The organism is Eikenella sp. NML99-0057, from assembly GCF_001648535.1.
In the GTDB taxonomy this organism is placed as follows: Bacteria; Pseudomonadota; Gammaproteobacteria; order Burkholderiales; family Neisseriaceae; genus Eikenella; species Eikenella exigua.
The window spans coordinates 14,363-38,024 of sequence record NZ_LXST01000002.1; the positions used below are offsets into that span (position 1 = coordinate 14,363).

Here is a 23,662-nt window from a genome sequence, read left to right on the forward strand (position 1 = left end):
ATGGGACAAAAAATTCATCCAACTGGCTTTCGCCTAGCTGTAAATAAAGACTGGTCATCTAAGTGGTTTGCTAAGAGCACAGAATTTGCTGCTGTATTGAAGCAGGATATCGATGTGCGTGATTATTTGCATAAGCGCTTAGCCAATGCTTCAGTAGGCCGCGTAGTGATTGAGCGTCCGGCTAAATCTGCTCGCATCACCATTCATACTGCACGCCCTGGTGTCGTGATTGGTAAAAAGGGCGAGGATATTGAGGTATTGAAGCAAGATTTGCACCAATTGCTTGGTGTTCCTGTTCATGTGAATATCGAAGAAATTCGTAAACCTGAATTGGATGCGCAAGTTATTGCTGATGGTATCGCTCAGCAGTTGGAAAAACGTGTACAGTTCCGTCGCGCAATGAAGCGCGCTATGCAAAATGCTATGCGTGCTGGAGCTAAAGGTATCAAAATTATGACTTCAGGGCGTCTGAATGGCGCGGATATCGCTCGTAGCGAGTGGTATCGTGAGGGTCGTGTGCCGTTGCATACTTTGCGAGCAGCTGTTGAATATGCCACTAGCGAGGCTCATACCACCTATGGTGTTATAGGCCTGAAAGTATGGGTTTATAAGGGCGAGACTGGGCAGTTGTTGGAAAATACCAACACTGAGAATAAGCGTAGAAAAGGAGGTGGCCGCCATGCTACAGCCGGTTAGAATGAAATATCGCAAGCAGCATAAAGGTCGCAATACAGGTGTCGCTACTAATGGATACGATGTCAGCTTTGGTAATTTTGGTTTGAAGGCAATTGGTCGTGGCAGATTAACGGCTCGACAGATTGAAGCGGCTCGACGTGCTATGACTCGTCATATTAAGCGTGGTGGGCGTATTTGGATTCGTGTGTTTCCAGATAAACCTATTACTGAAAAACCAATCCAAGTACGTATGGGTGGCGGTAAAGGCTCTGTAGAGTATTATGTCGCTGAAATCAAGCCTGGCAAAGTGCTCTATGAAATGGATGGAGTATCAGAATCCTTGGCTAGAGAGGCGTTTGCTTTAGCGGCTGCAAAATTGCCTATACGTACAACATTTGTGTCCCGGCAGGTAGGTAAATGATGAAAATGATTGATTTAAAAGATAAATCATTGGAGCAGCTGGAGGCTGATCTGGTTGGTTTGTTAAAGACGCAATTTAGTTTGCGTATGCAACATGCTACTGGCCAGCTAAGCAAGAATAGTGAGCTGAAGCGCGTTCGTCGTGATATTGCTCGCGTAAAAACCAAGTTAGCTGAGAAAGGGGTTGGCAATGAGTGATGCCAAAATTATTCGAACTTTGCAAGGTAGGGTGATCAGCGACAAGATGGATAAAACAGTAACCGTCTTGATTGAGCGCAGAGTAAAACACCCCTTGTATGGTAAGATTATCCAGCGATCCACTAAAATTTACGCTCACGATGAGCGAAATGAGTGCAAAGTGGGTGATGTGGTGGTAATTGCTGAGGGTCGCCCTTTGTCCAAGACAAAGTCATGGGTTGTCCAAAGCCTGCTTGAGAAGTCTCAAGAAATTTAGTTGTAATTTTGGTATTTTTGTAGGCGAGGTCTTGCAGTAGGAAAGAAAAGGCTGTAGACTCCTCGCCTTTCTAGCTTCTAGTTTCCTAGGAGTTTCTCCCTGTCGGGGCCAAAACTGATCTATTTTGGTAGATGCTGGTCATCTATTTGAGACTAATGATAGGTTAAGTTGGTTTTAAAAAGGTAATGACATGATTCAGATGCAGACTATTTTGGATGTGGCTGATAACTCTGGTGCTCGTCGCGTTATGTGCATTAAGGTGCTTGGTGGTTCTAAGCGCCGTTATGCAAGCGTTGGTGATGTTATTAAGGTATCGGTTAAGGATGCGGCTCCACGTGGCCGAGTGAAAAAAGGTGATGTATATAATGCTGTTGTTGTTCGTACAGCTAAAGGCATTCGTCGTGCAGATGGTGCGTTAATTAAATTTGATAATAATGCTGCTGTACTGCTGAATACTAAGCTTGAGCCTATGGGTACGCGCATTTTTGGGCCGGTAACGCGTGAATTGCGTACTGAGCGGTTTATGAAGATTGTTTCGTTGGCTCCTGAAGTGATCTGAGAGATAAGATTATGAGTAAAATTATTAAGGGCGATCATGTTGTTGTTATCTCGGGTAGAGATAAAGGTAAGCAGGGGCAAGTTACCCGTTTGTTAGGTGATAAGGTAGTTGTTGAGGGAGTGAATCTTGTTAGGAGGCACCAAAAGCCTAATCCTATGCGTAATATTGAGGGTGGTGTGGTTGTTAAAAATATGCCTATTCACATTTCAAACGTCGCTATTTATAACAAAGAGACGCAGAAAGCGGATCGAGTTGGTATTAAGTTGATTGATGAGAATGGCAAGGTTAGACGTGTGAGAGTGTTTAAGTCTAATGGTGCTGAGTTGGCTTAAGTTGAGCTAAGGAAATTTAGGTATGGCACGGTTGAGAGAGTTTTATATTGAGACGGTTGTTCCTGCGTTGATGTCGCAGTTTGGGTATAAGTCCATCATGGAGGTTCCTCGTATTGAAAAAATAACATTAAATATGGGGGTTGGTGAGGCAGTTGCTGATAAAAAAGTGATGGAGCATGCTGTTAGCGATTTGGAAAAAATTGCTGGGCAGAAGCCTGTTGTTACTTTGGCTAGAAAATCAATTGCTGGGTTTAAGATCCGTGATGACTATCCGGTTGGTTGCAAGGTTACTCTTCGTAAGGAGAGGATGTTTGAATTTTTGGATAGATTAATTTCTGTAGCTTTGCCGCGTGTTAGAGACTTTCGAGGGGTGAATAGTAAATCTTTTGATGGTCAAGGTAATTATAATATGGGTGTTCGTGAGCAGATTATTTTCCCTGAGATTGAGTACGATAAGATTGATACACTTCGTGGGTTAAATATCACGATTACTACTACTGCGAAAACGGATGAAGAGGCAAGAGCATTGCTTTCGCTTTTTAAATTTCCATTTAAGGGATAATCATGGCAAAAAAAGCTCTTATTAATCGAGAAGCTAAACGCGTTGCGCTTGCAAAAAAGTATGCTGCAAAGAGGGCTGCAATTTTTGCAGTAATTAATGATGCTGGGGTAAGTGATAAAGAGCGATTTGAGGCTCGTTTAAAGCTTCAAGCTATTCCTCGAAATGCATCACCTATTCGTCAAAGAAGACGCTGTGCTTTAACGGGTCGACCACGTGGCACCTTCCGTAAGTTTGGCTTAGGGCGTACTAAGATTCGCGAGATTGCGATGCGTGGTGAGATTCCTGGTGTTATTAAGGCCAGCTGGTAAATTTAAGGATAAATAGTAATGAGTATGCATGATCCTATTTCTGATATGCTGACTCGCATTCGTAATGCGCAGCGTGCAAATAAAGCTTCCGTTGCTATGCCTTCTTCTAAGGTGAAATGTGCAATTGCTAAAGTTCTGCAAGAGGAAGGGTATATTGATAGCTTTTCGGTGTCTTCTGGTGTGAAGCCCGTTTTGGAAATTCAGTTGAAGTATTACCTGGGAAAGCCGGTAATTGAGCAGATTAGGCGAGTTTCTCGTCCCGGCTTAAGGGTGTACAAGGGTGCAGATTCAATTCCGCGAGTTATGAATGGGTTGGGTATTGCTATCGTTAGTACATCCAAGGGCGTGATGACTGGGCATAAGGCTCTTGCCTCAGGTGTGGGTGGTGAGTTGTTGTGCATCGTGGCTTAACTTTAAGTGGCCAATTAAGGAGCTTTATTTAAAATGTCTCGTATAGCAAAAAATCCAGTGCATGTCCCTGCTGGTCTTGATGTTGAGCTTGGGGCTGGTAAGTTGGTAATAAAGAATAAGAGTGACAAGTTAAGTGTTGCAGTGCCTAGTAGTATCTTGGTTCAGTTTGCTGATGGGCAGTTAGTATTTTCTGCTGTTACTGATACTAAAGAAGCAGATACAATGTCAGGTACTATTCGGGCGATTGCAGCTAACATGGTTAAAGGGTTGGCTGAAGGATTTGAGAAAAGGTTACAGTTGGTTGGTGTGGGGTATCGTGCACAGGCCCAGGGCTCTACCTTAAATCTTTCTTTGGGATTCTCGCATCCTGTTGTTTATGATATGCCAGCAGGTGTGTCTGTTCAGACACCGTCTCCCACGGAGATAGCGCTGAAGGGCGCCAATAAGCAAATTGTAGGGCAGGTAGCAGCTGAAATTCGTGGTTTTCGACCTCCTGAGCCTTATAAAGGTAAGGGTGTACGCTATTTGGACGAAGTGGTAGTTTTGAAAGAAGCAAAGAAAAAATAGCTAAGGAATTGCATTCATGGATAAGTATACTAGAAGAGCTCGTCGCGCGCATAAAGCGCGTGCGCGCATAAAGCAACTTGGAGAGATTAGGTTGTGCGTATTTCGAAGTAATAACCATATTTACGCACAAATAATTGATGCAAGTGGTGGTATTGTTTTGTCTCAGGCTTCCACAGTAGAGTCAGAGGTAAGAAAAAGCTTAGACTCATGCAGTAATGTTCAAGCTGCATCTTTAGTGGGTAAAAGAATTGCGGAAAAAGCTAAAGCATTAGGTATTGAAAGAGTTGCTTTTGATAGATCTGGTTTTCAGTATCATGGGCGTGTCAAAGCATTGGCAGAGGCCGCTCGTGAAAATGGCCTGAATTTCTAGGATAATAGTTACAGATTTGAGGATCAGATAATGGCAAAGCAAGATATTGAAGAACGTAATGATGGCTTGATTGAAAAAATGGTTGCCGTTAATCGTGTCACCAAGGTGGTTAAGGGTGGTCGAATCATGGCGTTTTCAGCACTGACAGTGGTTGGTGATGGTGATGGCCGTATCGGAATGGGTAAGGGTAAATCTAAAGAAGTGCCTGCTGCGGTTCAGAAAGCTATGGATCAGGCTAGACGTTCAATGATTAAGGTATCATTGAATAATGGAACTATTCACCACGAGGTGGTTGGTAAACATGGTGCTACAAAGGTGTTTATGCAGCCTGCAAAAGAAGGTAGCGGTGTAAAAGCCGGTGGCCCAATGCGACTAATTTTTGAAGCAATGGGGGTTCATAATATTTCTGCAAAAGTACATGGTTCTACTAATCCATATAATATCGTTCGAGCCACTTTAGACGGTTTGGTAAAATTATATACCCCGAGTGAGGTGGCAGCTAAACGCGGTATGTCTGTGGAAGAGTTAGGGGTTTAAGATGAGTACGCAAAAGACAATTATTGTAACGCTTACTAAGAGTTTGATTGGTACGGTTAAATCTCATCGGAAGTGTGTCCAGGGCTTGGGTTTGCGCCATCGGCATCATTCAGTTGAAGTGTTAGATACTCCTGAAAATCGTGGAATGATTAATAAAGTAAGTTATCTCTTGAAGGTTGGGGGCTAATTATTTATGTTTTTGAATACAATTCAACCATCTGCAGGCTCTATCCATGTTAAGCGTCGTGTTGGACGTGGTATTGGTAGTGGTCTTGGTAAAACGTGTGGTCGTGGACATAAAGGGCAAAAAAGCCGTGCTGGTGGATTTCATAAGGTTGGTTTTGAAGGCGGGCAGATGCCTCTTCAACGCCGCCTTCCCAAGAGGGGTTTTAAGCCAATCTCTTCTTTGAAAGCAGCAGTTATTACTTTGTCTGACTTGAATAAAGTAAATGGTAAAGAGGTTGATATCCTAACATTAAAACAAAACGGCTTATTAAACTCTGAGGTGAGCGCGGTTAAAGTGGTTGCTACTGGGTCTATTGCTAAAGTACTTACTGTTCGTGGCGACGTTAAGGTTACCAAAGGTGCTCAGGCAGCTATTGAGGCTGTTGGTGGGGTTGTAGAGTTGTCTTGATATTTGTTGAAAATACCGAGAGGTGGCTGTAATTAGGAATTTAGCAAGAATGAATGATTTGAGAAGACGCCTGTTATTTTTGCTCGGGGCTCTTATCGTCTTTAGGGTAGGGGCTCATATTCCTGTACCTGGAGTCAATGCTGCAGCACTCGCTAATAGTTTTAAGGAAGGTAATGCCGGTATCTTGGGGATGCTTAATCTCTTCTCTGGTGGTTCTTTAGAGAGGTTTAGTATTTTTGCCATAGGAATTATGCCATATATTTCAGCATCTATTATTATTCAATTGGTTGCTGAGGTACTACCATCGTTAAAGGCCTTGAAAAAGGAAGGGGAAGCGGGACGCCGAGCTTTGACCAAATATACTCGTTGGGGAACTCTGATTGTTGCGATAGTACAAGCATTTACAGCGGCAGCGTTTGTTTATCAGCAACCAGATCTTGTAGTGATTGGACGGTCAGAGTTCTACATTTCTACAATTACGTGTCTGGTAACCGGAACCATGTTCTTGATGTGGCTTGGAGAGCAGATGACTGAGCGTGGTATTGGTAATGGTGTTTCATTATTAATTACAGCAGGAATTGTGGCTGCTCTCCCTAGCGCGGTTAGTAACTTGTTGAATCTGGCAATTACTGGTGCTAGTGGCTATGGGGCAATTCTTTTTGTATTGTTCGGTGGGTTGTGCCTGATCTATATAGTTGTTTATATTGAGAGTGCTCAGCGTAAGATTCCTATTCATTATGCGCGTCGACAAATCGGGAACCGAATTGTACAAGGACAGAAAACCCATTTGCCATTTAAAATAAATATGGCAGGCGTGATTCCTCCAATTTTTGCATCTAGCGTAATTTTATTCCCGTCTCAAATTATTGGGTGGTTGGATAAAAGAGTGGATGGTAATGTATTTGTTGATTTTATCGCTGCTAATCTTTCCCCAGGTAAATCTTTATATTTGGTAGTATTTGCAGCGGCCATAATTTTCTTCTGCTATTTTTATACTGCGTTAGTATTTAGCCCAAGAGAAATGGCTGAGAATTTGAAGAAAAGTGGGGCTTTCATCCCAGGTATTCGGCCAGGTGAACAAACCTCAAATTATTTGGAAAAAGTGGTTATGCGCCTTACCTTCTTTGGTGCGTTGTATATAACTATTATTTGCTTGATTCCAGAGTTTGTTACGGGAGTGCTCGGCATTCCATTTCATTTGGGTGGAACGTCTCTTCTTATTTTGGTTGTTGTTACTATGGACTTTGGTACTCAGGTTGCTTCCTATCGTATGAATCAGCAGTATGAGCATTTAATGAGGAAAGGTTCAGCTAAGAAGTAATTGTACTATGTAAGTAAAGAGATTATGGCTAAAGAAGATACTATACAAATGCAGGGCGAGGTATTGGAGACTTTGCCTAATGCGACTTTTAAAATTAAACTGGAAAATGGCCATGAAGTATTAGGACATATTTCTGGGAAGATGCGAATGCACTATATCCGGATTTCACCTGGTGATAAGGTTACTGTAGAAATGACACCTTATGACTTATCCCGTGCTCGTATCGTTTTTCGAGCTCGTTAAATCATGAAAAGGAAAATAAATGCGTGTTCAACCATCGGTAAAGAAGATTTGTCGCAATTGCAAGGTTATTCGTCGCAATCGCGTTGTGAGAGTGATCTGCACAGATCCACGTCATAAACAGCGACAAGGCTAATTGTTTAAAATAAAATATGCTATGCTTGTGTAGCTTTTCGTCTTAAAAGGAAACGAAGAATGGCTCGTGTTGCAGGAGTGAATATTCCTAATAATGCCCATGTTGTAATTGGTTTGCAGGTAATTTATGGTATTGGCGCCAGTCGCGCAAAATTGATTTGTAATAATGCAGCTATTGCTCCTGATATTAAGGTAAAGGATTTGACAGAGGGGCAGTTAGATGCTTTGCGTGAGCAGGTTGCGCAGTATGAAATTGAAGGTGATCTGCGTCGTGAAATTACTATGAATATCAAACGACTGATTGATATGGGTTGTTATCGTGGGTTTCGTCACCGTCGTGGTTTGCCATGTCGTGGGCAGCGTACTAGGACTAATGCCCGTACTAGAAAAGGTCCTCGTAAGGCAATTGCAGGCAAAAAGGGTTAGGAGATTAAGTTAAATGGCTAAAGCAACTACAGTTGCGCGTGCGCGTAAAAAAGTACGGAAAGTAGTGAATGATGGTATTGTCCATATTCATGCCTCTTTTAATAATACTATAATTACCATTACTGATCGACAGGGTAATGTTCTGTCTTGGGCTACATCTGGTGGTGCAGGGTTTAAAGGATCTCGTAAAAGCACCCCTTTTGCCGCTCAGGTAGCTGCTGAAGCAGCTGGTAAGGCTGCGCAGGAATATGGTGTGAAAAATTTGGAAGTTCGCATTAAAGGGCCTGGGCCTGGTCGAGAGTCTTCTGTTCGTTCTCTAAATGCTATCGGTTTTAAGATTGTAAGTATTACCGATGTTACTCCATTGCCTCATAATGGATGTCGTCCACCTAAAAAACGTCGTATTTAATCTGGAGTAATTAACTTATGGCACGTTATATTGGCCCTAAATGCAAATTAGCTCGTCGTGAAGGTAGCGATCTTTTTTTGAAAAGTGCGCGCCGTCCTATTGAGTCAAAATGTAAACTTGAAAACGCTCCTGGTCAGCATGGTGCAAGAAGAGGTCGTTTGTCTGACTATGGTATTCAGCTACGTGAGAAACAAAAAATCCGTAGATTATATGGTGTGTTAGAGAGACAGTTCCGCCGTTATTTTGCTGAATCCTCACGTCGTAGGGGTGCGACTGGCGAGCTGTTGTTGCAGCTGCTTGAGTCACGTTTGGATAACGTGGTATATCGCATGGGTTTTGGTTCTACTCGTGCGGAAGCTCGTCAGTTGGTATCCCATAAAGCAATTTTAGTGAATGGCGAAGTAGTTAATATCCCGTCTTTCCAGGTAAAAGCGGGAGATACTGTCTCTGTGCGGGAAAAAGCTAAAAAACAGGTTCGTATCCAAGAATCATTGCAATTGGCTGCTCAAATTGGCTTGCCAAGCTGGGTTTCTGTAGATGTCGATAAGCAAGAGGGCGTATTTAGAAATATGCCTGACCGTGCTGACTTGTATAGTGATATTAACGAGCAGTTAGTGGTTGAGTTTTACTCAAAATAATTTCATTGGCTCAAAAAAGGGGGCAGTTAAATGCAAAACAGCACCTATGAATTTCTGAAGCCGCGACAGATTGATGTAGATGCTTTGTCTGCAACGCGTGCAAAAGTTTTTATGGAGCCATTTGAGCGGGGTTTTGGTTATACATTAGGCAATGCGTTGCGCCGTATATTGCTATCATCAATGAATGGTTTTGCACCTACAGAGGTGGTAATTGACGGTGCACTGCATGAATATTCTACTTTAGATGGTGTTCAGGAAGATGTTGTAGACATATTGCTGAATATTAAAGGAGTGGTATTCAAGCTTCAGGGACGTGATTCGGTCCAGGTTAGCTTAAATAAATCAGGTAGTGGGGTAGTAACTGCTGCTGATTTGGAATTGCCGCATGATGTGGAAGTAATTAATCCAGAACATGTTATTTGCCGCTTGTCTGATAATGGCAAGATTGAACTGACAATTACTGTAGAAAAGGGTCGTGGCTATCAAACTGTTAGTAGCAGGGATGATGACCACAAGCAAATTGGCGCTATTCATTTGGATGCCAACTTTTCTCCTGTTCATCGTGTTAGCTTTGAGGTTCAGGCTGCTCGTGTGGAGCAGCGGACGGACTTGGATTGTTTGGTTTTAGATATTGAAACCAATGGTGCAATTGATCCGGAAGAGGCAGTGCGTCGAGCAGCTCGGATACTGATTGATCAAATGTCGGTATTTGCTGACTTGGAAGGGACACCGGTTGAAGAGTCTAAAGAAGAAGCTCCGCATATCGACCCGATTCTGCTACGCCCAGTAGATGATTTGGAATTGACTGTTCGTTCAGCGAATTGCTTGAAAGCTGAAGATATCTACTATATTGGTGATTTGATTCAGCGAACCGAAACCGAATTGCTGAAAACCCCGAATCTTGGCAGAAAATCTTTAAACGAGATTAAAGAAGTATTGGCTTCAAAAGGCTTGACCTTGGGCTCAAAATTGGATGTGTGGCCACCTGTTGGTTTAGATAAGCCTTAATATTTAATTGAAAAGGATAATAAAATTATGCGTCATGGTAATGCCAACCGCAAATTAAACCGCACAAGCAGCCATCGTGCAGCGATGTTGCGTAATATGGCTAATTCGCTTTTAACCCATGAAACTATTGTAACTACTCTGCCTAAGGCTAAAGAGTTGAGACGAGTAGTAGAGCCTTTGATTACTTTGGGTAAGAAGCCTTCTTTGGCTAATCGTCGTACTGCCTTTAACAGAACTCGCGACAGAGATGTTGTAGTGAAACTGTTCGATGAGTTGGGTACTCGTTTTGCCAGCCGCAATGGTGGTTATGTTCGTATTTTGAAATATGGCTTCCGTAAAGGTGACAATGCGCCGTTAGCATTGGTGCAATTGACCGATTTGGCCGCTGAAGACTCAAATACTGAGGCTGCATAACTGTTTGATTGAGCTGTTGCTGAAAGCTGAATTCTGTGGATTACATAGAATTCGGCTTTTTTTATTTGTTGGGCTTTGAATTAAGCTTTATATTTGTTCCAAATAGGGATGAGACAAGGTGGTAAGTTGCGGACAGCACAGAGGAGTGTGGCAAAGCAAACTAAATTTATATTCTATTTATGCAACAATTAAATGGCCAACTCCTTCTTTCTTCAAAGCTCTCTTCTGAAAGGCGTTGAATCTAATCGTCCCATATTTGGAATCATGCACAACTCCGCTACTTTTGCTGAACTTCGGTGTAGTATCCTATCTTGATGGACAGGACACTAATCCCGTTTATTCAGTGCTCTCAATTCTTATGATTGGCACACTATTTTCAGGCAGCTTTGTTCGTATTCCAGCTGCGGATACTAATCTACCCCCGCAATAGCTATCTGCTACACCTCCTATCCAAGCATCGGTATAATCCCTTAAGGTTAGCCAGATCCACCAATCGGCCGGCTAAATACATTCCCAATATAAGGCAGTATAGCAAGCTAATACATAGCCAAGACTAGGCTAATTTGCTAGCAACCCTGTGTACAAAATGCTTTCCTGCAACCAACACACCAATTATCTAATAAGGATACCCACCATGCCCTACCAAGTACAGCTTCCCATCGTTATCACGCCTGCTGATCTGCCTCTACATTGCAGCGGCCCCACGCACGAAGCCTGGGATGGCCAACCGCGTGTATTTTTGCCGATTACCTCCAACGGCAGCATCGAATGCTCGTATTGTGGCAGCATCTATCAGCTCAACGGCGAAGTAGGTGGGCATCACTAACGCTCTGGTTTTAGTATAGTGGGGCAGTTCGCAACTGTTACCGCCTTGGCCCTCTTAGCATTACTACAGGAATCCCTCTATAACGGCATACCAAAGCCGCCAGAGTCTGCCTGAAAAATGTCTACGCCGCTGTTCTATAGCGAACGTTAAATTCATTCGCTATATCCCGCCGATTCCTTGCCATGCCCAAAAATATCCTCATCATCTCTCCTTCTTGGATTGGCGATTGCGTGATGACGCAGCCGCTTTACCGCCACCTGCGCGAATTGCATCCCGGCTGCCGGATTGACATATTTGCGCCCAAGTGGTCGATGGCCGTGTTCGAACGCATGCCCGAAATCAACCGGATTTTGGAAAACCCCTTCGCTCACGGCGCATTGCGGCTGCGCGAGCGTTGGCGGCTGGGCAAAGAACTGGCGCGGTGCGGTTATGACCAAGTGATCGTGTTGCCCGGCTCATTTAAATCCGCGCTGATTGCCCGCGCCGGTGGTATCGCGCAGCGCACCGGCTATGTGGGCGAGAGCCGCTATCTGCTGCTCAACGACATCCGCAAGCTGGATAAGGCCGCGTTGCCGCTGATGGTTGATCGTTACACCGCCTTGGCCTACCCGAAAGGCGTGCCGTTCGAACCGCGCCCCGGCGATTTCCCCCGCCTCGCCGTTTCCGCTGCTGCCAGCGAAGCCGCCATGCAGACACATGGTTTGGACAACGCCCGGCCAATCGCCGCCTTCTGCCCAGGTGCGGAATACGGCCCGGCCAAACGCTGGCCGCCGCGCCATTTTGCCGCGCTGGCCAAACGCTATGCCGCCGAAGGCTATCAGATTTGGTTGTTCGGCTCGGCCAAAGACCATGAAACCGCCGAAGAAGTGCAGCGGCTTTCAGGTAGCCTCTGCACCAATTTGTGCGGGCACACCAGCCTTTCCGAAGCCATCGATTTGCTCGCCTTGGCGCAAATCGTGGTGTGCAACGATAGCGGCCTGATGCATCTGGCTGCCGCGCTGAGCCGCCCGTTGGCCGCCGTCTATGGCTCGTCCAGCCCCGAGCACACCCCACCCCTGAGTCCGCACGCGCAGGTGGTGAGCCTGCACCTCGAGTGCAGCCCCTGTTTCAAGCGCGAATGCCCGCTGGGCCACACCGACTGCCTCAATAAGCTCGAACCGGAATTGGTGCACCAAGCAGGCTGCCGTGCCATCTGCTCTCGCTTCCCCGAACAAACGCCGGAAACCCCCGCAAAATGAGTGTGCCCACCACCTTAGTCTGGTTCCGCCACGACCTGCGTACCGACGATCAGCCCGCCCTGCAAGCAGCCGCCCGCAGCGGCCGTCCGCTGCTCGGCCTGTATGTCTGGCCGAGCGAAAGCACGCTTACGGCGCGGCGGCGCTATTTTATTTGGCAGAGCCTGCGCGATTTGCAGGCGCGGCTGGCCGAGTGCGGTATTCCGCTGTATGTGCGTGAAGGCAATCCCGTGCAGGCGGTGGCCGAAACGGCGGCACATTGCCGCGCGGTGGAAATAGTGTGTGCAAGCGACGGGGCTGGGCAGGGCGCATTACGTGCCGCGCTGGAAAAGCAGGGCTGCCGTTTGTACAGCGTGGCCGACGGCTTATTGCAGCCGCCCTTCCAATTTATCCGTGAGCCGTATTTCAATGAGCCGGCCTTTGCCGCGTTTCAGGTAGCCTGGCAGGCCGCGTGTGTTGAACAATATGCCTCTTGGCAAGCGCCGATCTGGCCTCCGCCGGATTTGGCTGCGCAGCAGCAAAGGCTACCTGAAAATTTGAAAATCGCCGCGCTGCCTGTTGTCCCTCGAGCCGTGCTCACCATTCCCGGTGGCGAAACTGCCGCCCAGCAGCAGCTGGCCGAATTTTTGCCGCGCCTGCCGTATTACGCCGTGCTACGAGACCTGCCCGCCCAACACGGCAGCTCGCAGCTCTCGCCGCATCTGGTGCTCGGCACGCTGTCGGTGCGCCGAGTGTGGGCATCAGCCGGTAACGTGCCTGATGCCGCCGCTTGGCACGAAGCTTTGGCACGGCGCGAATTTTGGCAGCATTATTTCCGCCAATATCCCGATGTGTTGCAGCATGGCCTGCCCGAACACCGCGCCGCCGGGCAGACCAATCAAGCACTGCTGGCCGCTTGGCAGCAAGGCATAACCGGCTACCCGCTGGCCGATGCCGCCATGCGCCTCTTGCGCGATACCGGCTGGCTGCCGCACAGCCTGCGCCGTTTCTGCGCCGCCTTTTTCTGCCGCGTGCTGGGCGGCCGCTGGCAGGATGGTGCCGACTGGTTTGCCTGCCAGCTGCTGGATTTCGAGCCCGCCGCCAATAGCGGCAACTGGCAGCTGGCAGCCGGTTTGGGCGGCAAGCGGGTTGAGCGGCAGCCCTTCAACCCCGTGGTTTGGTCGCAAAAGCTCGATCCCGACGGCCAATTCATTCGCCGCCATTTGCCGCAGTTGGCGCACCTCGATAGCCGTCGTATCCATGCCCCGTGGCTGGCCACAGCGGAAGTGAACACCAACGGCTACCCAGCGCCGGTAGTAGATTATCGGGCGCGCTAGGGCAGGGCGATGAAGAGGCTACCTGAAAAACGGTTAACTTCGTTGCCGCTTTCAGGTAGCCTCTAGCTTTGGCGCTATAATTCCGCCTTTCCACAACCAACGACTGCTTGCCATGTACCGATTGATGAGCGATGCCGCTAACCTGATGCGGCTGCGATTGCGCCCTGCCGAAGAATACGCCTACTCACTGCCGGATTGCCTGGGCGCGCTGGTAATGGTGGCTGCCGTGAACACAGCGATGCTTTCGCCCGTGCTGACCGGGCAATACGACATGATGGTGTTTGTGTTTTGCCTAAATTTGGTGAAATGGCCGGTGTTTGCCGGCGTGATGACCCGGCTGATGGGCGCACTCGGCGGCCGGCGGCAATCCTTGTGGGGCTACACGCTGCTCACCGATGTGCTCACCGTGCCAGCCTTGTTGGTGCTGTATGTGCCTGCTTTGGCGCTGTTGCTGCAAGTTTGGATGGCTTGGGCGTTTGCCGTGGGTGTGATGGGCTATGCCCGCCTCTGCGGCGTGCGTCTGTGGCAGGTGTTGCTGGGCTATTTTGCTGGTTTCTGTACTTTATTGGTAACGGCCATGGTCGTTATGGTATTGTTTGCTTCGGCCGGTATCATCAACCAAACGCAATTGGAGCAGAATATGCAGCGCTGGCAGGAGCAGATGAGCGCGCCACAGCAACAGAAATAAACGGCTGCTTGAGCATATGGAAAGGCTACCTGAAAACAAATTTTCAGGTAGCCCTTTGCTTGCAGGTATATGCTGCTTAACGGCCGTCTATCCGGCGTATGGCGGCATCCACTTTGGCGCGGCGCTCGGTTTCCTTGGCGCGGGTTTGGTGCAGCAGTTCTGCAGCGGAGATGCCGCGTTTGGGGGCTTCTGCAGAGGCGTATTCGGCTATTTTGCTGTCGAGATAGGTTTCAATCTCACGGCGCAGACGGGCGCGTTCGACTCGGCTCTCGGCGCACAGTTTGCCCAAATCAGCGTTGGTGGGGCGGGCCGTATGGCTTTGATTTGGAGATTGCCTAGCTTGCTGGCGGCATTGATCCACTTTGGGGTGGTTAAACAGCAGTATCATGGATAAATCGTTGAAATAGCTTGATGCTTCCGGGCTTTCCCGATAACAGAGCGTGCCGTTGGCCAAGGTGTTGGTATCTTTAATTAGCTGCTCGCACTCGGCAGCCAGTGAGGCATGGTCGGTGCCTGGCCGGGTTTGAGCAAAGGCAGGCACGGCGAAGGAGGCCAGTAGCAGGAGGGCGAGGGATTTTTTCATAATATTGATTCCTCTAGCAGAGTTGCTTCAGCAAGAAACGGCAGTAGAATGTATCAGAAAAGGCTATCTGAAAGCAAGGTTTCAATGCAGCACAGTAGTGTAGTGTCTGCGAAGCTAACAATTTTCAGATAACCTTTCCGCATTTAGCAAACCTTATCCCCGGGCTGAGCACCAGTATCGGGGCTGAGGATACGGGAGGAGCCGTCTGGCAGTTCGGCGGAGAGAATCATGCCTTCGGATATGCCGAATTTTGCCATTTTGCGTGGGGCGAAGTTGGCGACGGCGATAACCATGCGGCCGTTCAATTCGGCAGGGTTGGGATAAGACGCGGCGATGCCGGAGAAAATGATGCGTTTTTCAAAACCGAAATCGAGGTCGAATTTTAAGAGTTTGGTGCTGCCTTCGACGGCTTCGCAGTTCAATACTTTGGCAACGCGCATGTCGATTTTCATGAAGTCGTCGAAGCTGGCCTGCTCGGCAACTTTTTCGTATTTGCTGTCTTCAACAGGCGCGGCTGCGGCGGCAATGCTTTGTTTGTTGGCTTCGATTAAATCGTCCACTTGTTTTTGCTCCACTCGTTGCATTAAATGTTCGTATTTGTTGATGGCGTGTTCGCCTAGGGTTTCGCGCGTGTTCGCCCAGGTAATCGCGTCCAGATTGAGGAAACGCGCGGCGTTGGCGGCGGTTTGCGGCAACACGGGGGCGAGGTAGGCGGTCAGCATGGTGAAGGCGTTGATGAGTTCGCTGCATACTTCATGCAGGCGTTCGTCCTGACCTTCCTGTTTGGCGAGCTCCCACGGCTTGTTGGCATCGACGTATTCGTTCACCGCGTCTGCCAATGCCATGATGTCGCGCAGGGCGCGGGCGTATTCGCGGTTTTCGTATTGCTCGGCGATGCCGTCGCTTTCGGCAGCGAGTTTTTGCAATAACAGGCTACCTGAAACGTCTTTCAGACGGCCTTCAAAGCGTTTGGCCAGAAAGCCTGACGCGCGGGCGGCGATATTGACGTATTTGCCGACGAGGTCGCTGTTTACGCGGGAAATAAAGTCTTGCAGGTTCAAATCGATATCTTCGATTTTGCTGTTGAGTTTGGCGGCGATGTAGTAGCGCATCCACTCGGGGTTCAGACCTTGTTCCAGATAGGATTTGGCGGTAATGAAGGTGCCGCGCGATTTGGACATTTTTTGTCCGTCCACGGTCAGGAAACCGTGTGCGTACACGCCGGTCGGGGCGCGGTGGCCGGAGAAATGCAGCATGGCGGGCCAGAACAGGGCGTGGAAATAGAGGATGTCTTTGCCGATGAAGTGGTACATCTCGGTTTGGCTGTCGGCTTTGAAGTATTCGTCAAAATCGATGCCGATACGGTCGCACAGGTTTTTAAACGACGCCATGTAGCCGACAGGCGCGTCCAGCCAAACGTAGAAGTATTTGCCCGGCGCGTCGGGGATTTCGAAACCGAAATATGGCGCGTCGCGAGAGATGTCCCAGTCGGACAGGGTGGTTTCTTCGCCTTCGCCCAGCCATTCTTTCATTTTGTTGAGGGCTTCGGCTTGCAGATGGGGCTTGCCGTCGTGCGGGTTGTTGCCGGAAGTCCATTCTTTCAGGTAGCCCGCGCATTTGCCCAGTTTGAAGAAGAAGTGTTCGGATTCGCGCAATTCGGGTTTGGCACCGGAAACGGCGGAATACGGGTTAATCAGTTCGGTCGGGGAATAGGTCGTGCCGCAGACTTCGCAGTTGTCGCCGTATTGGTCTTGGGCGTGGCATTTGGGGCATTCGCCTTTGACGAAGCGGTCGGGCAGGAACATTTGTTTTTCAGGGTCGAAAAGCTGCTCGATGACACGGCTTTCGATTTTGCCGTTGGCTTTCAGCGCGCGGTAAATCTGTTCGGAAAACTGTTTGTTTTCAAGTGAATGGGTGCTGTAATAATTGCTGTAGCCGATGTGGAAGCCGGTGAAGTCGGCGATGTGCTCTTCGCGCACTTTGGCAATCATGTCTTCGGGCGCGATGCCTTGTTTTTGCGCGGCCAGCATCACGGGCGTGCCGTGGGTGTCGTCGGCGCAGCAGTAGTGGCACTCGTGGCCGCGCAGTTTTTGAAAGCGCACCCAAACGTCGGTTTGAATGTGTTCGACCATGTGGCCGAGGTGGATGCTGCCGTTGGCATAGGGTAGGGCGGAGGTAACCAAGATTTTACGTTGCAGTGATTTGGTCATGATTAGCGGTTGTTGGAAAGATGGAAATGGGCGGTATTATGCCACAAAGGGCCTGCCCTTAGCAGACGCAAAGGCTACCTGAAATTGAGCTTTGCCGTGCTGAATTGCAGCAGCGCTTTCAGGTAGCCTGTGTGCTTAGGGCTGTTTGTTTTGCTCTTCTGTTTTGCTTTTTTCCGGGAACACGAAAGAAACGGCCACGCCCAAGGCCAGTACCACCAGCACCACCACCAGCGAGGCGTTGGGCGAAATTTCGTAGCCGTGTTGGAACAGGTGCTCGGAGGCGGAAAGCGCCAGTTTTACCGCGATAAAAAACAGCAGCGCCACCACGGCTTTTTCCAGGTGTACCAAATAGCCGCGCAGGGCTTCGAGCACGAAATACATGGTACGCAGGCCGAGGATGGCGAACATCATGGCGCTGTACACAATCAGCGGCTCTTTGGATACGGCAATCACCGCCGGCACGCTGTCGAAGGCAAACATCACATCGGAAATCTCAATAATGGCCAAGCACAAAAACAGCGGCGTGGCCACTAGTGCGCCTTTTTTCACCGGCTGCGGGTGGTGTTGCTCTGGGTGTTTCAGGTCTTCGCCGGCCGGCTCGAGGCGCACGTCGGGGTTTTGGCGGCAAGCTTCGGTAAGCTCGTGGCCGTGTAGGAAGAAATTGTGCCCATAGAGGTGCGGCCATACCGGGAAGAAACGGTGCACCCAGCGGTAGGCCAGGTGTTCGGAGTAGTCTTTGTTGGCTTCCTCCTCTTCATCGCGGCGCAGCATCATGACGCCCGTCCAGCCCACCACTACGGCAAACACGAGCTCCACATACGGCCCCAGCGCCATCAGGCCGGTGCCGATGGCCACGAACACCATGCGGAACACAATCGCGCCGATGATGCCCCAATACAGCACACGGTGGCGGTAGGCCTCTGGGATTTTAAACCAGGAAAACACGGCCATAATCACGAATAAGTTGTCCACCGACAGCACTTTCTCCAGCGCATAACCGGTGAAAAACAGGCTGGCCATCTCGCTGCCGTGGTGGAACCACAAATAGCCGCCGAACGCCAGCGACACCGCAATCCAAAACACCGACCACAGTGCGGCGCTTTTAAGCGACATGGGCTTGTCGCTGCGGTGGGCAAACAGGTCAATGGCAATAGCGCCCACGGAGAGGACAACGAAAACGGCAACGGTTTCCAGCGGGAAACCTAAATGGGTAGTCATAAGGGAAATCCTTGTAGTGGTGTGTAATGGGCTACCTGAAAAACCGGCTATACCTGAACAAACATTTTGTAATACTCAATTTCGCCGCACGCAAACGCAATCACCAGCCGGTCTTCGCTTTGGGGATTTTTTGCCGCCCATGCTGCCGATGCACACGCCCAGGCCGGGGATGGTGAGGTAGTAGTTGTCTTCCACATAATCGTATTGTTCGTTCCAGGCGGCAATGCTCTCGGCAGAGAACACGGCCAGGCTGTTTAGCGTGGGGTTGGTGTGCTTGTTGCAGATGATGGATTTCAATTTCTTGCCCTGATTTTCATACACCAGCTCGCAGGCAGAGCGGTATTCGGTGGTTTGGCGCAGGATGTTGTCGATTAGGATTTTCGAGGCCTCGCCCCATTCTTGGTTGATGCTGTCGAACGTGCTATCCAAACGGAATATTTCCGAGTTGGTGCGTACCGATTCGAAGGGGGTGATGATGAAATTGTTCATATCAGGCAAGTTCTTCTGATTAGGCGTGGGGTGATGCAGAGGCTACCTGAAATTTCAGGTAGCCTGTTGCGATGCGGCATTGTAATTCATGCTGCCTGCGGCGGCAGCAAAATTTGCATATTGCTGCAAAATGCAGCACAGCTTGCCTTCTATACGGGCGGGCAAAGCGTAATTGAGGCTACCTGAAAACCCCGCCGTGCAAAAATAGCGGCGTGGCGTTTCAGGTAGCCTTTGCTATGGCTGTCTAGCCGGGCTTACTGCTTGGGCGGCAGCTCTTTAGCCAGATAGAGCCAGGTTTCAATCACGGTATCCGGGTTCAACGAAATGGTTTCGATGCCTTGTTCAACCAGCCATTTAGCGAAATCCGGGTGGTCGGACGGGCCTTGGCCGCAGATGCCTATGTATTTGTTCAGCTTGCGGCAGGCTTTGATGGCTAGGTGCAGCATCACTTTCACCGCCGGATCGCGCTCGTCGAAGGTACCGGCAATCGGGCCGCCGCTGTCGCGGTCTACGCCGATGGTGAGCTGGGTCATGTCGTTGGAGCCGATGGAGAAGCCGTCGAAGTATTTCAGATACTGTTCGGCAAGGATGGAGTTGGTAGGCAGCTCGCACATCATAATCAGACGCAGGCCGTTTTTGCCGCGTTCTAGGCCGTTTTCTTTTAGTGCTTTCACCACGGCTTCGGCTTCGTGCAGGGTGCGCACGAAGGGAATCATAATTTCCACGTTGGTGAGACCCATTTCGTCGCGCACGTATTTCAGGGCGCGGCATTCGAGCGCGAAGCAGTCTTTGAAATCGGGTGAAATGTAGCGGGCGGCGCCGCGGTAGCCGAGCATGGGATTTTCTTCGTGCGGCTCGTAGATATTGCCGCCGAGCAGGTTGGCATATTCGTTGGATTTGAAGTCGGACATCCGCACGATAACCTTTTTCGGATAGGCGGAGGCGGCGATGGTGGCGATGCCTTCGGCCAGTTTGTCCACGTAGAAATCTACCGGTGAGGAGTAGCCGGCGATGCGCTCGTTAATCTGCACCTGCAGTTCGGCATCTTGGCGGTCGAATTCGAGCAATGCGCGCGGGTGGATACCGATTTGGCGGTTGATGATGAATTCCATACGCGCCAGGCCGATGCCTTCGCTGGGTAGGCTGGCAAAGCCGAAGGAGAGCTCAGGGTTGCCCACGTTCATCATGATTTTCACTGGCGAAGCAGGCATGTTATCCAATGCCAAATCAATTACCTCTACTTTTAGCAGACCGTCATAAATCAGGCCGGTGTCACCCTCGGTGCAGGATACGGTTACGCTTTGGCCGTGAGTGAGCACATCGGTGGCGTTGCCACAGCCCACTACTGCCGGGATGCCTAATTCTCGGGCGATAATGGCAGCGTGGCAGGTGCGGCCGCCGCGGTTGGTAACGATGGCGGAGGCGCGCTTCATCACTGGTTCCCAATCCGGATCGGTCATGTCGGTCACCAATACGTCGCCGGGCTGCACTTGGTCCATCTCGGCGGCGTTTTTAATCAGGCGCACGGTACCTTGACCGACTTTTTGGCCGATGGCGCGGCCTTCGCACAATACGGCAGATTTGTTTTCGATGCGGTAGCGGCGCAGGGTGCTGTTGCGCTCTTCCTGCGATTTCACGGTTTCGGGGCGAGCCTGCAGAATGTAGAGCTTGCCGTCCAAGCCGTCGCGGCCCCATTCGATGTCCATCGGGCGGCCGTAGTGCTCTTCAATAATCAGCGCGTATTTGGCCAATTCAGTGATTTCTTCGTTGCTGATGGAGAAGCGTTTGCGTTCGGCTTCGTCCACATCTACCACCTGCACAGATTTGCCGGTTTCGGCGGTGTCGGTGAACACCATTTTAATCAGTTTAGAACCCATGGTTTTGCGCAGGATGGCGGGGCGGCCGGCGCGCAGGGTGGGCTTGTGCACATAGAATTCGTCGGGGTTTACCGCACCTTGCACTACAGTTTCACCCAACCCGTAGGAGGCGGTAACAAATACTACCTGGTCGAAGCCGGATTCGGTATCAATGGTAAACATTACGCCAGAAGCGCCAGCGTCGGAGCGCACCATACGCTGTACGCCAGCAGACAAGGCCACCATGTCATGTGCGAAGCCTTTGTGCACACGGTAGGAAATGGCACGGTCATTATAGAGCGAGGCAAACACATGGTGCATCGCTTCCTTCATGTTGTCCAGCCCTTGGATATTGAGGAAAGTTTCCTGCTGGCCGGCAAAAGATGCATCCGGCAAGTCTTCAGCAGTGGCAGAAGAGCGTACGGCCACGGAGATTTGGTCGGTGCCCGCGTCGGCCACCAGTTTATCCCAAGCGGCTTTGATGTCGGCTTCTAGTTCAGCCGGAAACGGAGTATCCAAAATCCACTGGCGGATTTGTGCGCCCACTCGTGCCAGTTCGGTCACGTTGTCTACATCCAGCGCAGCCAGCGCGACGGAAATGCGCTTGTCCAAGTCGTTGTGCGACAGAAACGCACGGTATGCTTTGGCCGTGGTAGCAAAACCACCGGGCACGCGCACGCCTTTTTCAGCCAGCTGGCTGATCATTTCTCCCAGGGAAGCGTTTTTGCCGCCCACCTGTTCCACGTTGGTCATACGCAGATTTTCAAACCAGATTACATTGTTGCCAGACATGATTCTATTCCGTCCTGTGGGTAGTTAAGGGAAAGCGGCAGTATTTTAGCCGCTGGCTGGGTTTCTGTCATGGGCTATAGCTGAAGCACATGCTTTTTTCCTGCTGCGTTGGCTCGTCTTGCTGTACTGCCTGTACTGTTGGCTCGTTGCCTTGTAGGAAAACTACACCCAAACCTGGACCGCAAAAGCTGCTAGAATAAGTCGTTTTTAAGCATATTTACGCATCAATAATTTATTAGGAATCCCACTAGGCTAGCTGAAAGGAACACCAATGCCACCCTGCACACGCCACGCCATCTTTATTTCCGACCGCACCGGCCTCACCGCCGAAGGCATGGGCGACGCCCTGCTCAACCAGTTCGACAGCATCGAATTCAAACGCTTCACCTACCCCTTCATTGATACTCCCGAAAAAGCTGAACGCATTGTGGCCGAAGTGAATAAAATTGCCGATGGCTGCAATCTGCGCCCCATTATCTTTACCAGTATCGTCAGCGAAGACATCCGCCACATCATCCGCAACTGCAACGGCCTACACCTGAGCTTTTTCGATGCCTTTATCAATAAACTTGAAGAAGAACTCGGCACCCAAGCCGTATTGCAGGTGGGACGCACCCACAGCATCCAAAACACAGAGCGCTACGATGCCCGCATGGAAGCCGTAAACTTCTCCCTCAACCACGACGACGGCGTATCCGCCAAAGATCTTGCCGACGCCGACGTAATCCTCATGGGCGTATCCCGCAGCGGTAAAACCCCCACCTGCCTCTACCTCGCCCTGCAATACGGCATCCGTGCCGCCAACTACCCGCTTACCCCCGACGATTTGGACAACACCGACCTGCCGCGCATGGTTAAGCCCTTCAAATCCAAAATCTTCGGCCTCACCATCGATCCCGCCCGTTTGCACCATATCCGCACCGAACGCCGCCCCAACTCCCAATATGCCAGCCCCGAAAACTGTCGGCGCGAAGTGCGCGAAGCCGAATCCATGTTCCGTCAACACAGCATCCCCCACACCAGCACCACCCATAAATCCGTGGAAGAGCTTGCCGCCAGCATTATGCTCGCCTGCAAACTGCAACGGCGCACATAAACTGCACTGCTGCAATATGAAGAGGCTACCTGAAAATACGGTTTACCGTTTTCAGGTAGCCTTTTGTATGGCAGGTCGGCATTACCATGCCGATATAGGGCTCCGTCTGTTCCTTTGGGTTTCAGGTAGCCTCTAGCAGTACAGCTAGGCCGCCAACTTGCTTTGCTATAATCCCCGCATCCAATCCGCTATTCGCCAACCATGCAACTCACCAAATACCTGCAAGCCCAAGGTATCGGCAGCCGCAAACAATGTCGCCAGCTGGTCGAACAAGGGCGCATTACGATTAACGACGAAGCTGCCGAGCAGCCTGCTGCCGAAATCGAGCCCGACCAAGTGCAGCGTCTCGCCATCGACGGCGAAGAGCTCGCTGTCATCCCCCTGCCGCACTACTACATCCTGCTGCACAAGCCCGCCGGCTACGAAACTTCGCACAAACCGCGCGACTATCCCAGCGTGTTTTCCCTGCTACCCGACCACATCCGCGCCACCGAGCCGCAAGCCATCGGCCGGCTCGATGCCGACACCACCGGCGTGCTGCTCATCACCAACGACGGCGCGTTCAACCACCGCCAAACCTCGCCCAAACACCATGTGGGAAAGCTCTACTGCGCCACGCTCAAGCATCCTGCCGGCGAAGAGCTGTGCGCCGCCCTGCGCCAAGGCGTGCTGCTGCACGACGACAACGAAACCGTATCCGCTGCCGCGGCCGAATTGGAAAACCCGCACAGCCTGCTGCTCACCATCACCCAGGGCAAATACCACCAGGTAAAACGCATGGTGGCCGCTGCCGGCAACCGCGTGGAAGCCCTGCACCGCCTGCGCTTCGGCGATTGGGAGTGTGATGATTTGCTGCCGGGGCAGTGGCGCTTTATCCAGCCCGAGGATTGAGTGGCTCGGGTATTTGAGGCTACCTGAAACAATGTTGGGGCG

At 50.1% G+C, this 23,662-nt stretch carries 32 protein-coding genes and 1 pseudogene; 28 read left to right on the forward strand and 5 right to left on the reverse strand.

Features of this window, described 5'->3' with window-relative positions:
• From rpsC to A7Q03_RS03635, 26 genes are all read left to right on the forward strand, one after another.
• The gene (gene rpsC / locus A7Q03_RS03525; RefSeq protein WP_067444103.1) at positions 1-696 is read left to right on the forward strand and encodes a 30S ribosomal protein S3; all 696 of its coding nucleotides are present in this window, start codon (positions 1-3) and stop codon (positions 694-696) included.
• Positions 680-1,096, forward strand: a complete 417-nt coding sequence (gene rplP, locus A7Q03_RS03530; protein ID WP_003823806.1) for a 50S ribosomal protein L16 — start codon at positions 680-682, stop codon at positions 1,094-1,096. Before rpsC ends, rplP begins: the two co-directional genes overlap by 17 nt.
• The gene (gene rpmC, locus A7Q03_RS03535) at positions 1,096-1,293 is read left to right on the forward strand and encodes a 50S ribosomal protein L29 (RefSeq protein ID WP_035573964.1); all 198 of its coding nucleotides are present in this window, start codon (positions 1,096-1,098) and stop codon (positions 1,291-1,293) included. The genes rplP and rpmC overlap by 1 nt, the downstream gene beginning before the upstream one ends.
• A complete protein-coding gene (gene rpsQ / locus A7Q03_RS03540; RefSeq protein WP_067442697.1) occupies positions 1,286-1,549 on the forward strand; it encodes a 30S ribosomal protein S17 in 264 nt (87 codons plus the stop codon). Before rpmC ends, rpsQ begins: the two co-directional genes overlap by 8 nt.
• A 190-nt stretch (positions 1,550-1,739) precedes the next feature.
• Positions 1,740-2,108 carry a 50S ribosomal protein L14 gene (gene rplN / locus A7Q03_RS03545; protein ID WP_067442699.1) on the forward strand — a complete coding sequence of 123 codons (369 nt, stop codon included), beginning with the start codon at positions 1,740-1,742 and terminating at the stop codon, positions 2,106-2,108.
• An 11-nt stretch (positions 2,109-2,119) separates the two neighbouring features.
• Entirely contained in the window at positions 2,120-2,440 is a 321-nt protein-coding gene (gene rplX / locus A7Q03_RS03550) for a 50S ribosomal protein L24 (protein ID WP_067442701.1), read from the forward strand.
• Between the two features lie 22 nt (positions 2,441-2,462).
• The gene (gene rplE / locus A7Q03_RS03555; RefSeq protein ID WP_067442703.1) at positions 2,463-3,002 is read left to right on the forward strand and encodes a 50S ribosomal protein L5; all 540 of its coding nucleotides are present in this window, start codon (positions 2,463-2,465) and stop codon (positions 3,000-3,002) included.
• A 2-nt stretch (positions 3,003-3,004) separates the two neighbouring features.
• A complete protein-coding gene (gene rpsN, locus A7Q03_RS09725; RefSeq protein ID WP_049259020.1) occupies positions 3,005-3,310 on the forward strand; it encodes a 30S ribosomal protein S14 in 306 nt (101 codons plus the stop codon).
• 18 nt (positions 3,311-3,328) lie between these two features.
• Positions 3,329-3,721, forward strand: coding sequence for a 30S ribosomal protein S8 (gene rpsH, locus A7Q03_RS03560; RefSeq protein WP_067447420.1), 393 nt, complete (start codon positions 3,329-3,331; stop codon positions 3,719-3,721).
• Between the two features lie 33 nt (positions 3,722-3,754).
• Positions 3,755-4,288: a 50S ribosomal protein L6 gene (gene rplF, locus A7Q03_RS03565; RefSeq protein ID WP_067447422.1), complete on the forward strand. Its 534-nt coding sequence runs from the start codon at positions 3,755-3,757 to the stop codon at positions 4,286-4,288.
• A gap of 16 nt (positions 4,289-4,304) precedes the next feature.
• The gene (rplR, locus tag A7Q03_RS03570; protein WP_067442706.1) at positions 4,305-4,658 is read left to right on the forward strand and encodes a 50S ribosomal protein L18; all 354 of its coding nucleotides are present in this window, start codon (positions 4,305-4,307) and stop codon (positions 4,656-4,658) included.
• A gap of 30 nt (positions 4,659-4,688) precedes the next feature.
• Complete coding sequence (gene rpsE, locus A7Q03_RS03575; RefSeq protein ID WP_067442707.1) at positions 4,689-5,195, forward strand: 30S ribosomal protein S5; 507 nt, start codon at positions 4,689-4,691, stop codon at positions 5,193-5,195.
• A gap of 1 nt (position 5,196) precedes the next feature.
• Complete coding sequence (gene rpmD / locus A7Q03_RS09730) at positions 5,197-5,382, forward strand: 50S ribosomal protein L30 (RefSeq protein ID WP_082880671.1); 186 nt, start codon at positions 5,197-5,199, stop codon at positions 5,380-5,382.
• A gap of 6 nt (positions 5,383-5,388) precedes the next feature.
• Positions 5,389-5,829, forward strand: coding sequence for a 50S ribosomal protein L15 (rplO, locus tag A7Q03_RS03580; RefSeq protein WP_067442709.1), 441 nt, complete (start codon positions 5,389-5,391; stop codon positions 5,827-5,829).
• Between the two features lie 49 nt (positions 5,830-5,878).
• Positions 5,879-7,150: a preprotein translocase subunit SecY gene (gene secY / locus A7Q03_RS03585; protein ID WP_067447425.1), complete on the forward strand. Its 1,272-nt coding sequence runs from the start codon at positions 5,879-5,881 to the stop codon at positions 7,148-7,150.
• Between the two features lie 24 nt (positions 7,151-7,174).
• Positions 7,175-7,393 carry a translation initiation factor IF-1 gene (gene infA / locus A7Q03_RS03590; protein ID WP_049259017.1) on the forward strand — a complete coding sequence of 73 codons (219 nt, stop codon included), beginning with the start codon at positions 7,175-7,177 and terminating at the stop codon, positions 7,391-7,393.
• Between the two features lie 19 nt (positions 7,394-7,412).
• Positions 7,413-7,526, forward strand: a complete 114-nt coding sequence (rpmJ, locus tag A7Q03_RS09735; RefSeq protein WP_049259016.1) for a 50S ribosomal protein L36 — start codon at positions 7,413-7,415, stop codon at positions 7,524-7,526.
• Between the two features lie 59 nt (positions 7,527-7,585).
• The gene (gene rpsM / locus A7Q03_RS03595; RefSeq protein ID WP_067447427.1) at positions 7,586-7,951 is read left to right on the forward strand and encodes a 30S ribosomal protein S13; all 366 of its coding nucleotides are present in this window, start codon (positions 7,586-7,588) and stop codon (positions 7,949-7,951) included.
• A 13-nt stretch (positions 7,952-7,964) separates the two neighbouring features.
• Complete coding sequence (rpsK, locus tag A7Q03_RS03600; RefSeq protein ID WP_067447428.1) at positions 7,965-8,360, forward strand: 30S ribosomal protein S11; 396 nt, start codon at positions 7,965-7,967, stop codon at positions 8,358-8,360.
• A 17-nt stretch (positions 8,361-8,377) separates the two neighbouring features.
• Positions 8,378-8,998 (forward strand): 30S ribosomal protein S4, encoded by a 621-nt coding sequence (gene rpsD, locus A7Q03_RS03605; protein WP_067442716.1) that lies wholly within the window; start codon positions 8,378-8,380, stop codon positions 8,996-8,998.
• A gap of 30 nt (positions 8,999-9,028) precedes the next feature.
• A complete protein-coding gene (gene rpoA / locus A7Q03_RS03610) occupies positions 9,029-10,006 on the forward strand; it encodes a DNA-directed RNA polymerase subunit alpha (RefSeq protein WP_067442718.1) in 978 nt (325 codons plus the stop codon).
• Positions 10,007-10,033: 27 nt separating this feature from the next.
• On the forward strand, positions 10,034-10,420 hold the full coding sequence (gene rplQ, locus A7Q03_RS03615) for a 50S ribosomal protein L17 (protein WP_067444105.1): 387 nt from the start codon (positions 10,034-10,036) through the stop codon (positions 10,418-10,420).
• A gap of 634 nt (positions 10,421-11,054) precedes the next feature.
• Positions 11,055-11,246 carry a zinc-finger domain-containing protein gene (locus tag A7Q03_RS03620; protein ID WP_067447429.1) on the forward strand — a complete coding sequence of 64 codons (192 nt, stop codon included), beginning with the start codon at positions 11,055-11,057 and terminating at the stop codon, positions 11,244-11,246.
• 182 nt (positions 11,247-11,428) lie between these two features.
• Positions 11,429-12,484, forward strand: coding sequence for a lipopolysaccharide heptosyltransferase II (gene waaF / locus A7Q03_RS03625; RefSeq protein WP_067447430.1), 1,056 nt, complete (start codon positions 11,429-11,431; stop codon positions 12,482-12,484).
• 2 nt (positions 12,485-12,486) lie between these two features.
• A complete protein-coding gene (locus A7Q03_RS03630) occupies positions 12,487-13,797 on the forward strand; it encodes a deoxyribodipyrimidine photo-lyase (RefSeq protein ID WP_197474742.1) in 1,311 nt (436 codons plus the stop codon).
• A gap of 112 nt (positions 13,798-13,909) precedes the next feature.
• A complete protein-coding gene (locus tag A7Q03_RS03635) occupies positions 13,910-14,485 on the forward strand; it encodes a hypothetical protein (protein ID WP_156502927.1) in 576 nt (191 codons plus the stop codon).
• 76 nt (positions 14,486-14,561) lie between these two features.
• Here the strand turns inward: A7Q03_RS03635 and A7Q03_RS03640 are convergent, their stop codons facing one another.
• The 5 genes and pseudogenes from A7Q03_RS03640 to ppsA all read right to left on the reverse strand — a co-directional run bounded on the left by A7Q03_RS03640 (position 14,562) and on the right by ppsA (position 21,633).
• Positions 14,562-15,068: a hypothetical protein gene (locus A7Q03_RS03640; RefSeq protein WP_067447434.1), complete on the reverse strand. Its 507-nt coding sequence runs from the start codon at positions 15,066-15,068 to the stop codon at positions 14,562-14,564.
• A 143-nt stretch (positions 15,069-15,211) separates the two neighbouring features.
• Positions 15,212-17,284 (reverse strand): annotated as a pseudogene (metG, locus tag A7Q03_RS03645) (methionine--tRNA ligase); the annotation flags it as partial.
• A 129-nt stretch (positions 17,285-17,413) separates the two neighbouring features.
• Positions 17,414-18,496, reverse strand: coding sequence for a TerC/Alx family metal homeostasis membrane protein (locus A7Q03_RS03650; protein ID WP_067447435.1), 1,083 nt, complete (start codon positions 18,494-18,496; stop codon positions 17,414-17,416).
• A gap of 75 nt (positions 18,497-18,571) precedes the next feature.
• Entirely contained in the window at positions 18,572-18,985 is a 414-nt protein-coding gene (locus tag A7Q03_RS03655) for a hypothetical protein (protein WP_067442733.1), read from the reverse strand.
• Positions 18,986-19,239: 254 nt separating this feature from the next.
• The gene (gene ppsA, locus A7Q03_RS03660) at positions 19,240-21,633 is read right to left on the reverse strand and encodes a phosphoenolpyruvate synthase (RefSeq protein WP_067447436.1); all 2,394 of its coding nucleotides are present in this window, start codon (positions 21,631-21,633) and stop codon (positions 19,240-19,242) included.
• A gap of 271 nt (positions 21,634-21,904) precedes the next feature.
• Between ppsA and A7Q03_RS03665 the strand changes: the two genes are divergently transcribed.
• Positions 21,905-22,729 carry a pyruvate, water dikinase regulatory protein gene (locus A7Q03_RS03665; RefSeq protein WP_067447444.1) on the forward strand — a complete coding sequence of 275 codons (825 nt, stop codon included), beginning with the start codon at positions 21,905-21,907 and terminating at the stop codon, positions 22,727-22,729.
• Between the two features lie 201 nt (positions 22,730-22,930).
• Complete coding sequence (locus A7Q03_RS03670; RefSeq protein WP_067447445.1) at positions 22,931-23,620, forward strand: pseudouridine synthase; 690 nt, start codon at positions 22,931-22,933, stop codon at positions 23,618-23,620.
• The last annotated feature ends 42 nt before the right edge of the window (positions 23,621-23,662 follow it).